The 9,745-nt window shown below is 65.1% G+C and carries 12 protein-coding genes; 5 read left to right on the top strand and 7 right to left on the bottom strand.

Features of this window, described 5'->3' with window-relative positions:
• Positions 1–144 precede the first annotated feature (144 nt).
• Complete coding sequence (locus tag RAD15_RS36130; protein WP_458183488.1) at positions 145–837, bottom strand: DUF1345 domain-containing protein; 693 nt, start codon at positions 835–837, stop codon at positions 145–147.
• Between the two features lie 9 nt (positions 838–846).
• Positions 847–1,770: a polyprenyl synthetase family protein gene (locus RAD15_RS36125; RefSeq protein ID WP_458183487.1), complete on the bottom strand. Its 924-nt coding sequence runs from the start codon at positions 1,768–1,770 to the stop codon at positions 847–849.
• Between the two features lie 160 nt (positions 1,771–1,930).
• On the opposite strand from RAD15_RS36125, the gene mtgA reads away from it, so the two are divergent.
• From mtgA to RAD15_RS36110, 3 genes are all read left to right on the top strand, one after another.
• Entirely contained in the window at positions 1,931–2,605 is a 675-nt protein-coding gene (gene mtgA / locus RAD15_RS36120; RefSeq protein ID WP_458183486.1) for a monofunctional biosynthetic peptidoglycan transglycosylase, read from the top strand.
• 168 nt (positions 2,606–2,773) lie between these two features.
• Positions 2,774–2,956, top strand: coding sequence for a 50S ribosomal protein L32 (gene rpmF / locus RAD15_RS36115; RefSeq protein WP_007598106.1), 183 nt, complete (start codon positions 2,774–2,776; stop codon positions 2,954–2,956).
• A 143-nt stretch (positions 2,957–3,099) separates the two neighbouring features.
• The gene (locus tag RAD15_RS36110) at positions 3,100–3,747 is read left to right on the top strand and encodes a hypothetical protein (RefSeq protein WP_458183485.1); all 648 of its coding nucleotides are present in this window, start codon (positions 3,100–3,102) and stop codon (positions 3,745–3,747) included.
• A 7-nt stretch (positions 3,748–3,754) separates the two neighbouring features.
• Here the strand turns inward: RAD15_RS36110 and RAD15_RS36105 are convergent, their stop codons facing one another.
• Entirely contained in the window at positions 3,755–4,015 is a 261-nt protein-coding gene (locus RAD15_RS36105; RefSeq protein ID WP_458183484.1) for a hypothetical protein, read from the bottom strand.
• Between the two features lie 221 nt (positions 4,016–4,236).
• Between RAD15_RS36105 and RAD15_RS36100 the strand changes: the two genes are divergently transcribed.
• On the top strand, positions 4,237–5,931 hold the full coding sequence (locus tag RAD15_RS36100; RefSeq protein ID WP_458183483.1) for an EAL domain-containing protein: 1,695 nt from the start codon (positions 4,237–4,239) through the stop codon (positions 5,929–5,931).
• Between the two features lie 34 nt (positions 5,932–5,965).
• On the opposite strand, the gene RAD15_RS36095 is transcribed toward RAD15_RS36100, so the two are convergent.
• Both RAD15_RS36095 and RAD15_RS36090 read right to left on the bottom strand, forming a co-directional pair.
• On the bottom strand, positions 5,966–6,496 hold the full coding sequence (locus tag RAD15_RS36095; protein ID WP_458183481.1) for a cytochrome b: 531 nt from the start codon (positions 6,494–6,496) through the stop codon (positions 5,966–5,968).
• A 31-nt stretch (positions 6,497–6,527) separates the two neighbouring features.
• Entirely contained in the window at positions 6,528–6,896 is a 369-nt protein-coding gene (locus tag RAD15_RS36090) for an antibiotic biosynthesis monooxygenase family protein (protein WP_458183480.1), read from the bottom strand.
• A gap of 81 nt (positions 6,897–6,977) precedes the next feature.
• On the opposite strand from RAD15_RS36090, the gene RAD15_RS36085 reads away from it, so the two are divergent.
• Positions 6,978–7,442: a MarR family winged helix-turn-helix transcriptional regulator gene (locus RAD15_RS36085; RefSeq protein WP_458183479.1), complete on the top strand. Its 465-nt coding sequence runs from the start codon at positions 6,978–6,980 to the stop codon at positions 7,440–7,442.
• Positions 7,443–7,594: 152 nt separating this feature from the next.
• Here the strand turns inward: RAD15_RS36085 and RAD15_RS36080 are convergent, their stop codons facing one another.
• Complete coding sequence (locus RAD15_RS36080) at positions 7,595–9,103, bottom strand: tripartite tricarboxylate transporter permease (protein WP_458183478.1); 1,509 nt, start codon at positions 9,101–9,103, stop codon at positions 7,595–7,597.
• Positions 9,104–9,107: 4 nt separating this feature from the next.
• Entirely contained in the window at positions 9,108–9,593 is a 486-nt protein-coding gene (locus RAD15_RS36075; RefSeq protein ID WP_458183477.1) for a tripartite tricarboxylate transporter TctB family protein, read from the bottom strand.
• Between the last annotated feature and the right edge of the window lie 152 nt (positions 9,594–9,745).

Genomic DNA, 9,745 nt, shown 5'->3' with positions numbered 1-9,745 from the left:
TCTCGACCTTTAGGCGTCAAAGGCGCATTCTTGTGGACGTTCATCTGGTCTCTCCTTGGAACACTGAAGCTTCGCAACCTCAGCTTCCTCGGTTCAGACCAGATGGACAACCTCCTGAGAGACCACAGCTAGGCCGGGACGACATCACGTCGCGATCGCGCTCGCCGCGATGTTCACCGTCAGAGCCAGCAATGCCGTGTTGTAGATGAATGACACGATGCCGTGCGCCGTCGCCGTGCGGCGGATGGTCTTGTCGCTGATGCCGACGTCGGAGACCTGCGCGGTCATGCCGATCACGAACGAGAAATAGACGAAGTCCCAATAGTCGGCGTGGTCTTCCTTGTCACCGTTCGGAAACTGAAGGCCACCCGGCGTGGCGTGCCTGTAGTAATCATGCGCGTAGTGCAGCGCGAATGTCGTGTGCACGGCGGCCCATGACAGCGCGATGGTGCTGATGGCGATGGTCAGCTCCAACACACCGCGATGGGGCGTGCCGAGTTCGGAGACGATCGCGGCGATGCTGGCGAAGGCGCCTGTTGCCGTCACCAGCAGGATCACGAAGCGGCCGTCGTCCTGCATCGCGGCGGCGCGGCGGATGTGGTGATGGTCGTTGCAAAGCATCATGGCGTAGACCAGCACCAGATAGACCGCGATCAGCGCATCCCAGCCGAACAGGAGCCGCGTCACCAGCCGGTGCGAGCCCGGCAGCAGCAGACAGACCAGGACGCCGGCCGCGAGCGCGATGAAGGTCCGGGGCCGCGCATAAAGCAGCCGCATCGGCCGCGACATCTGGCGGAAGCGGGCGAGGACGGGGTCTTCTTTGCCCTCGGCCGTCATCGGGATGTGTCAGCTCTTCCGCTCGGCCACGAAGCGGGCGGCGGCCTGCAGCACGGCGGCGCGATCGCCGAAGATCGACACGGCGCTGTCGGCACGCGCGAGCAGGTCGCGCACGCGCTGCTTGGCGCCTTCGATGCCGAGCTGGGTGACAAAGGTGGTCTTGCCGAGCGCAGCATCAGCGCCGGCCGGCTTGCCGAGCGCCGCCGCATCGCCTTCGACGTCGAGCAGATCGTCGGCGATCTGGAAGGCCTCGCCAAGCGCGCGGCCGTAATCGTCGAGCGCCTGATATTCCGCGCTCGAGGCCTGGCCGAGGATCGCGCCGGCGATGCAGCCATAGCGCAGCAGCGCGCCGGTCTTCATCTGCTGAATACGGGCGACATCGATCGGCTCATTGCCGCCAAAGCGGCCTTCGCCGGCGAGGTCGAGGATCTGGCCGCCGACCATGCCGCCGATCCCGGCGCAGCGCGCCAGCGCGCGCGTCAAGAGCAGCCGAACATTGGCGTCGCGATGGATCTCGTCGCGGGTGACGATGTCGAAGGCGAGCGTCAAAAGGCCGTCGCCGGCAAGGATCGCGGTCGCATCATCGGTCTGCTTGTGCAGGGTGGCGCGGCCGCGGCGCAGGTCGGAATTGTCCATCGCCGGCAGATCGTCATGGATCAGCGAATAGCAGTGAATGCATTCGAGCGCGGCGCCCACGAGCAGTGCGGCTTCGCGCGGAACGCCGAACACGGCCGCGCTCTCGACCACCAGGAACGGCCGCAGGCGCTTGCCGCCGTTCAGGCTCGAATAGCGCATTGCGTCCATCAGCCGCTTGGGGCGGGCGATCTCATCGTGCAGGATGTCGTCCGACAACAGGCGCCCGAGCAGGGCCTCGGTGTCATCAGCGGTCTTGTCCAGACGCTTGGCGAAATCGGACGGGGACGTGCCGGTCATCAAGAAAGGCTCCAGAACTAAAATTCGGCGGGACAATCCTTTATGCGCCCGCCCCAGTCAATCGTTTGGAAGGCCTAAAAAGTGCTGGAAAAGGCCCGAATTATCACAGACTTAATGCCGGGCTCGTGGCCGCGTTTCGTTCTCCGCCGGAAAGGTCGATTTGCGCATCGTTAAAATCCTGCTGGTCGTGCTCGCGGTCGTGGCTCTCGCGCCCTATGTGATCGCGCCGTTCTATCGCACCGGCCATCCCGTTTCGACGCTGATGGCCTGGCGAAGTTTGCGGGGGGCGCCGATGCAGCGGGAATGGATCGACCTCGCGGCGATGTCGCCTTACCTGCCGCGCTCGGCGGTGGCGGCCGAAGACGCCCATTTCTGCAAGCATCACGGCATCGATTGGGGTGCGTTGCGCGAGGCGATCGACGACGCGAAGGAGGACGGTACGCCGTTCCGGGGCGCCTCCACGATCACCCAGCAGGTGGCGAAAAACCTGTTCCTCTGGCAGGGGCGGGACTTCGTCCGCAAGGCGCTGGAATTCCCGCTGGCGTTGTGGATCGATCTCGTCCTGCCCAAGTCCCGGATTCTGGAGATTTACCTCAACATTGCCGAGCTCGGCCCGCAGGGGCAGTTCGGGGTGGAGGCGGCCAGCGCCTACGCCTTCGGCAAATCGGCGGCCAGCCTGTCCCCCCGGGAGGCGGCACTTTTGGTCTCGATCCTGCCGAATCCGGTCAAACGCAGCGCCAGGAACCCTGGCCCGGGAGTCAGGCGGCTGGCCGGGACCTATGTGGCAAGGGCGCAGGCCGCTTCGCTTTCGACCTGCTGGCGAGAAAATCGCTGATTTCGGGCCCATTTCGGGCGTATTTTCCGACCCAAGAGCCTAGCTTTACGGCCAGCCTTCCTCTATAAGCCCGGCCTTGATCGGCATTCAGCTCGCCTCGGATTGCGGGTGCTGAGCCGTCCCTCGCGGACGATGCCCTGACAACACCAATCCCTAGAGGATATTGAAATGGCCGTTCCGAGAAGAAAAACCTCGCCGTCGCGCCGTGGCATGCGCCGCTCGGCAGACGCCATCAAGAAGCCGACCTACGTGGAAGACAAGGACTCCGGCGAGCTCCGTCGTCCGCACCATCTCGACCTCAAGACCGGCATGTACAAGGGCCGTCAGGTCCTGAAGAAGAAAGAGTCCTGAGTTCAGGACCTTTCTCCAGGTGGGATGATTGCACCCGCCTGATTTCGGCCAACCCATGAGATATGACAGTGACGGCGGCGGAGCAAATGCTTCGCCGCCGCATTGTCCTGTCCGGATATCATGATCGAGAAGGCATTTCGCCGATGGTCGGTTTCCCGCTGCTCCTGATTCCGCTCGCGGTCTACAACATCATCGCCTTCCTGATGCCGAGCGTGTCCTTTACGGACGTGCTGTTCAAGGTGCCGATGATCACGGGCGAGACCTGGCCGGTCACGCTGGCCGACGTGATGCTGGCGCTCGGTATCGTGCTGTTGCTGCTGGAGGTGGTCAAAGGCGCGCGGCCCGGCTCGAAATTCCTGATGGATCATCTGCTGTCGCTGATCGTGTTCGGCGCGGCCGCGGCCGAATTCGTGATGTGGCCCAAATTCGGCAACTCGACCTATTTCCTGCTGGTGCTGCTCGCGATGGCCGATTTCCTCGGCGGCATCGCCCAGCGCACGCGCCGCCGCGTCACCTATGTCGCCGAGACGACAGTGCCGGCGCCGCGCAAGGCCAAGCGTCGGGCCGAACCGCCGGCCGATGACGTCGTGGCCGAACCCACGTTCGAGCCCTTATCGAAGTCGCAGCCGGTGGAGCCGCCCGCACCTTCCGCGCAGTCGGTCGCCGAATCCGTGCTGATGGATCATCCGGCGCCAAAGCCGGCGCCGAGCATCCCGCCCTCGCCGGAAATCCCCTCGCCGCATCTGCAGCCGGGCAACGGCACGCCGTCTCCGGACACGCCGCCGCGCTGATCAGCCCTCAAGCCACCTGCCGCGTGCGCGCGCTGACGCTTTGCAGCGGGCACTTGCTGCCATAAGCCATCTGCGCATCTTCGGAAGAGGCGCGGCGCAGCCGTCGCGTCTGGGGCAGGTGTTCGGCGTTGGCGATGAGCTGGGTGACGAAGCTCGGATCGGGGTGCGGCAGCGGGACCTTGTGGAGCCATTGCACAGTCGGGGTCAGCGGCACCAGGGCCGTGCCCATGCTGCCTGCCGCCTCATCCGATCGATCAGTACCCAACATCGCAATCACCGTTGATCCGGCGAGGCCTGTCGCGTTTCGGGACGCGGGCGCCGGTGCGTGTCAGTACTCGCAAGGCCTATGCCGGACGGGCCGGTTTGGTTCCCTCGTCGCTTCACAACGTGGTTTCCAAATTGTTTATCAACTTTGCCTAGGGTCGGGGGCGAATCTGGCTCTATCCTGTGCCGGCTCAGGACTCCCCGCTGTCCCGAAACGAGGCGATTTTGACCCCTGCATTGCCGCAAGCCTCCGACATCCTGGCTGCCCTCGGCCAGGCCGTGTTCGCCTGGGACATCGCCAGCGATGCCATCGTCTGGGGTGAACAGGCCGGCGCCGTCTTCCCCGGCATTCCCGCCGAGCGGCTGGCGACCGGCGCCGAATTCGCCAAGTTGATCGAGCCCGCGCAATCGCTGCGGACCGCCGCGCTGGCGCAGACCTCCGCCGTGCATGGCGCCGACGGCACGCCCTACCGGGTCGAGTACGGCGTCCGCATGAGCGCCTCCGACCCCGTGGTCTGGATCGAGGAGACCGGCCGCTGGTTTGCCGGTCCCGATGGCCGCCCCACGCGCGCGATCGGCTCCGTCCGGATCAACAATGAGCGCCATGCCCGCGACGAAGAGCTGACGAAGCTGGCCCGGCTCGATCCCCTGACCGGCGAGCTCAACCGCTCCCACCTGATCGCGGCGCTGGCCGAGGCGATCGAGGAGACGACCCGCTTCCGCTCGACGGCGGCCTTCATGCTGGTCGGCATCGACCATCTCGCCCGCGTCAACGACGCCTTCGGCTTCGACGTTGCCGACGCCGTGATCCTCGACGTCGCCAAACGGATCCGCGTGCGCCTGCGCGGCGGCGACGTGCTCGGGCGCTTTTCCGGCAACAAGTTCGGCCTGATCCTGAAGAACTGCACCGTCGACGACATGAACGTCGCCGCCGAGCGTTTCCTCGCCGGCATCCGCGACGAGGTGGTGCCGACCAGGTCCGGTCCGGTTTCGGTCACCGCGTCGATCGGCGCCGTCAGCCTGCCGCGCTATGCCCGCAATGCGGACGAGGCCGTCAACCGCGCCCACGAGACGCTCGATGCCGCAAAGCGCCGCCGCGTTGGCTCGTTCGCGGCATGGCGCCCGGATGCCGCGCGCGACGCACAGCGCCGCGTCAACATCCGCGTCACCGACGAGATCGTCACCGCGCTGAACGAGCGCCGCATCAAGCTCGCCTATGAGCCGGTGGTGTCGGCCGCCTCGCGCGAGCGCGCGTTCCACGAATGCCTGGTGCGGATGGACCAGGGCGACGGCCAGGTGCTGCTCGCGCCCGACATCGTGCCGGTCGCCGAACGGCTCGGCCTGATTCGCCTGGTCGATCACCGCGTGCTCGAGCTGGTGGTCGCCGAGCTCGCGGCCGCGCCCGACATCTGCCTCAGCCTCAACATTTCGCCCGATACCACCATGGATCCCGACTGGTGGGCCGGAATCGAATCGCTGATGCAGGCCCATCCCGGCGTCGCCGAGCGGCTGACCGTCGAGATCACCGAAACGGTCGCGATCCAGGACATCGACGATGTCCGCGCCTTCGTCGGCCGCCTCAAGCATTTCGGCAGTCGCATCGCCATCGACGATTTCGGCGCCGGCTACACCTCGTTCCGCAATTTGCGCAAGCTCGGCGTCGACATCGTCAAGATCGACGGTGCCTTCGTGCAGAACATTACCCATTCCGCCGACGACCGCGCCTTCGTGCAGACCCTGATCGACCTCGCCCGCCGCCTCGACATCAAGACGGTCGCCGAATGGGTGCAGGACGAGGAGGCCGCAAACATGCTGCGTGACTGGGGCTGCGACTACATCCAGGGCCGCCTGATCGGGCTTGCCTCAGCCGAGCGCCCGTGGGGCGTTCCGTCGGACAACGCGCTGCCTGCCGCGGGGTAGGGATCACCCCGCTACGCCTGGCAATCCCTCGACCCTACGAGCCAAACCACATACGCCGGAGCAGACCGTCCCTGCGCACGAATTGATGGTACAGCGCAGCGCCGACATGGAGGATCAGCAGGGCGACCAGCACGCGCGCGCCAATGCCGTGCGGGAGTCGCGGCCGGTAGTTCCAGAAATCCGGCAGTGCGTCGCCGCCGCCGAAGATGGTCGGGGCCGCGCCACTGAGCGCCATCATGCCGATCCCGCTGGCGATCATGCCGAGGATGATGACGTAGAAGGCGAGATGCACGGCTTGTGCGCTGCGTGTCTGCCAGCGCGGTGATCCGCCGACCGGGACGGGCTTTCGATCGAAGCCCCGCCAGACCAGGCGCACGACCGTCAGAGCGAGCAGGGCGATTGCGGCCGGGATATGCGCCCGCAGGATCGTCGCCTTTGCAGCCGCATCGGATGCGCCCGCAGCCCGGAATCCCGATGCGAGAAGAAGAATGATCAATGCCGCGGTGAGCCAGTGGACTGCAATGATCATGGCGCCGTAGCGATTCGCCGTGTTCTTCAGTCTCATGCTGTTGTGCTCCTGCCAATGCGCGGCGGGGTCAGGCGACGCAGATGCCGGGTACCGAAACCTTCTGGAACAGGTGAGGTGAGGCGGTTGCCGATGCCGGATAGGCGGAAATCTTCTTCCGGAACTCGGGATGGGTGAAAGCTGCGCGGAAATCCGCGTTGGACTCCCATACCGCGTAATTCAGATAGGTCGGGCTGTCGCCGATGGCGCGGTGGAGCTGGGTCGAGATGAAACCCGGCTGGCGCTTCATGAAAGCGGCGTCGTCCTGCCACGTCTTGAGGAAGCTCTGCTCATCCTCGGGGGCGAGCGTGAACACGTTCACGAGCACCACGGGGCCGGTTTCGAGCGCGATCTGACGGTCGATCGGGAAGGCATCGTCGAGGGGACGCATATGGGGCATGACATTGCTCCGGTCAATTTGGTATCATCATGTCAATTCGGAAATTGACATGATTATGTCAATGCGGAATGATAGTTACAAATGACCAAAACCAAGCGGACCCCGGCGGGCGAAGCCCTGACCGGCTTCATCCTCGACCTGTTCCGGGCCAATGGCCTGCTTCTGACCGCCGGTGACCGGCTGGTCGCCTCGCTCGGCCTTACCAGCGCGCGCTGGCAGATTTTGGGGGCGATCGTCGGTGCAGAGAGCCCGGAGCCGGTTGCCTGGCTGGCGCGCAATCTTGGCGCCAACCGCCAGAACGTGCAGCGGATCGTCAACGATCTCGAGCGGGACGGCCTTGTTGCGTTCGAGACCAATCCGCATCACCGCCGGGCGCAGCTCGTGGTGCTCACTGACAAGGGCAGACAAGTCTACGATGCAGCCGGCCGCTTGCAGGCCCCCTGGGTCAATGGTCTGGCGGATGGCTTGTCGGTGAAGGAGATCGAGACAGCCCATCGCGTGATTGGCGCTCTGCGCGACCGGCTTGAGGGGAACGGCGAGGGTTGATCGGGTCGCCTCTTGCGCAGACCCCGTAGGGTGGGCAAAGCGGAGCGTGCCCACCACCTCTCTCCAACTCAGGCAGATCGTGGGCACGGCGCGTACGCGCCTTTGCCCACCCTACGACATCTAAGCAGAGCGGCGAGGGACAATTGCGCCCTTCACGCCCCCTCATCCAGCGCCACCAGCTCGCGCTTCTTGCGCAGCGCGGGCAGCAGCGGTGCGATCAGCAGCACCAGTGCCAGTGCAAGGCACGCCGCCGAGATCGGCCGCTGCACGAAGGTCCAGAGATCGCCCTGCGACAGGATCAGCGACTTGCGCAGGTTGTTCTCCAGCATCGGCCCGAGCACGAAGGCAAGCACCAAGGGCGCCGGCTCATAGCCGAGCTTGCGCATGAAATAGCCGATGATTCCGAACGCGATCATCACATAGACGTCGAACACGTTGTTGCTGGAGCAGTACACGCCGAGGATCGTGAACAGGATGATCAGGGGGAAGAGGATGTTGTAGGGCAGCTTGAGCAGCTGCACCCACATGCCGATCATCGGCAGGTTGAGGATCAGCAGCATCACGTTGCCGATATACATGCTGGCGACGATGCCCCAGAACAGGCCGGGGTTCTGTGTGATCAGCAGCGGCCCCGGCTGCAGGCCGTGGATGACGAAGGCCCCGAGCAGCAGCGCCATCACGACGTTCGGCGGGATGCCAAGTGTCATCAGGGGAATGAACGCGCCGCCGGCCGCTGCGTTGTTGGCGGATTCGGGACCCGCAACGCCCTCAATCGCGCCATGGCCAAACCGCTCCGGCGTTTTCGACAGACGCTTCTCCAACGCATAGGACGCAAACGAGGCCACCACGGCGCCGCCGCCCGGCAGGATGCCGAGCAGGAAGCCGAGCAGGGTACCTCGCGTCACGGGGCCGGCGCTCGCCTGCCAGTCCTCCTTGTTGGGGAGAAGCTGCGTAATCTTGGCGTTGATGATGTCGCGCTTGATCGCCTGTTCGGTGTTGAGCAGCACCTCGGCGACCCCGAACAGACCCATCACGACGGGCACGAGGCCGATGCCGTCGATCAGCTCCATGCGGCCGAAGGTCAACCGCGGCTGCGCCGTGATGCTGTCGAGCCCGATCAGCCCGAGCACGACGCCGATGCAGGCCATCAGCAGCGCCTTCGGCATCGAGCCCTGCGTCAGGAAGGTGAGCACCACGAGACCGAGCACCATCAGGCTGAAATATTCGGCCGGGCCGAACGCGATCGCGATGCTGGCAAGTCTCGGGGCCACCAGCATCAAGGCAACCAGGGCGAACGTGCCGGCGATGAAGGAGCCGAAGGCGGAGATGCCGAGCGCAGGGCCCGCGCGGCCCTGCTTCGCCATCTGGTGGCCGTCGATGCAGGTGACGACGGAGGCCGCCTCACCGGGGATGTTGACCAGGATCGAGGTGGTCGAGCCGCCATACATCGAGCCGTAATAGATACCGGCCATCATGATGATGCCGGATTCCGGCGTGCCCGACAGAGTTACGGGCAACAGCAGCGACATCGCCGAGATCGGCCCGATGCCGGGCAGCACGCCGACCAGCGTGCCGATGAAGACGCCGATGAAGCAGTAGAGCAGGTTGATCCCGGTCAGCGCGACGCCGAACCCATGCGCGACATTGGCAAGCGTGTCCATGTGGTCAACCGATCCCGAACAGGCCCGAGGGCAGTTGGATCAAGAGCAGCCGCTTGAGCACCCACCACATGCCTGATGGCACCAGAACGGCGATCGGAATCGCCAGCCTCCAGCGCACGGGGTCGATCACGCGCAAGAGCAGCAACATCAGTGGAATCGACGACAGCAGGAAACCGAGCGGCTCCAGCGCGAAGGAGAACGCTGTGAGGCACGCAATCAGCAGGAGCGGCTTGCTCCAGCGCACGTTCTCCCAGCGCGAGGCCAGCGTCGGTCCACCCTCGGTGGCTGCCGAGATGATGATGGAGCCCGCGAACACGCACATCAGGATGCCCGTGTAGAACAGCACATAGCCGGAGCCGGGATCGTTGATGGTGCCGAGCTTGAGCTTCAGCCCCGACCAGATCACGAAGCCGCCGAGTGCAAGCCCGATCAGCCCGCCCCAGAGTTCGGAGTTGGAGAGCCGGAGTTTGACGTTGGTTTGGTCGGTCATCGCGATCCTCTCGTGCCCCGGACGCGGCGCAGCGCGAAGCGGTGCGCTGCAGAGCCGGGGCCCATGAGTGTGGACGAAAAAGATGGGTCCCGGCTCTGCAGTGCATCGCTGAAGAAGCGCTGCACTGCGTCCGGGACACGAACGTGGTGCAG

The sequence above is a fragment of the Bradyrhizobium sp. 14AA genome (assembly GCF_054185205.1).
The sequence above is the reverse complement of the archived record's forward strand: the minus strand, read 5'-3'. Positions and strand labels throughout refer to the sequence as shown.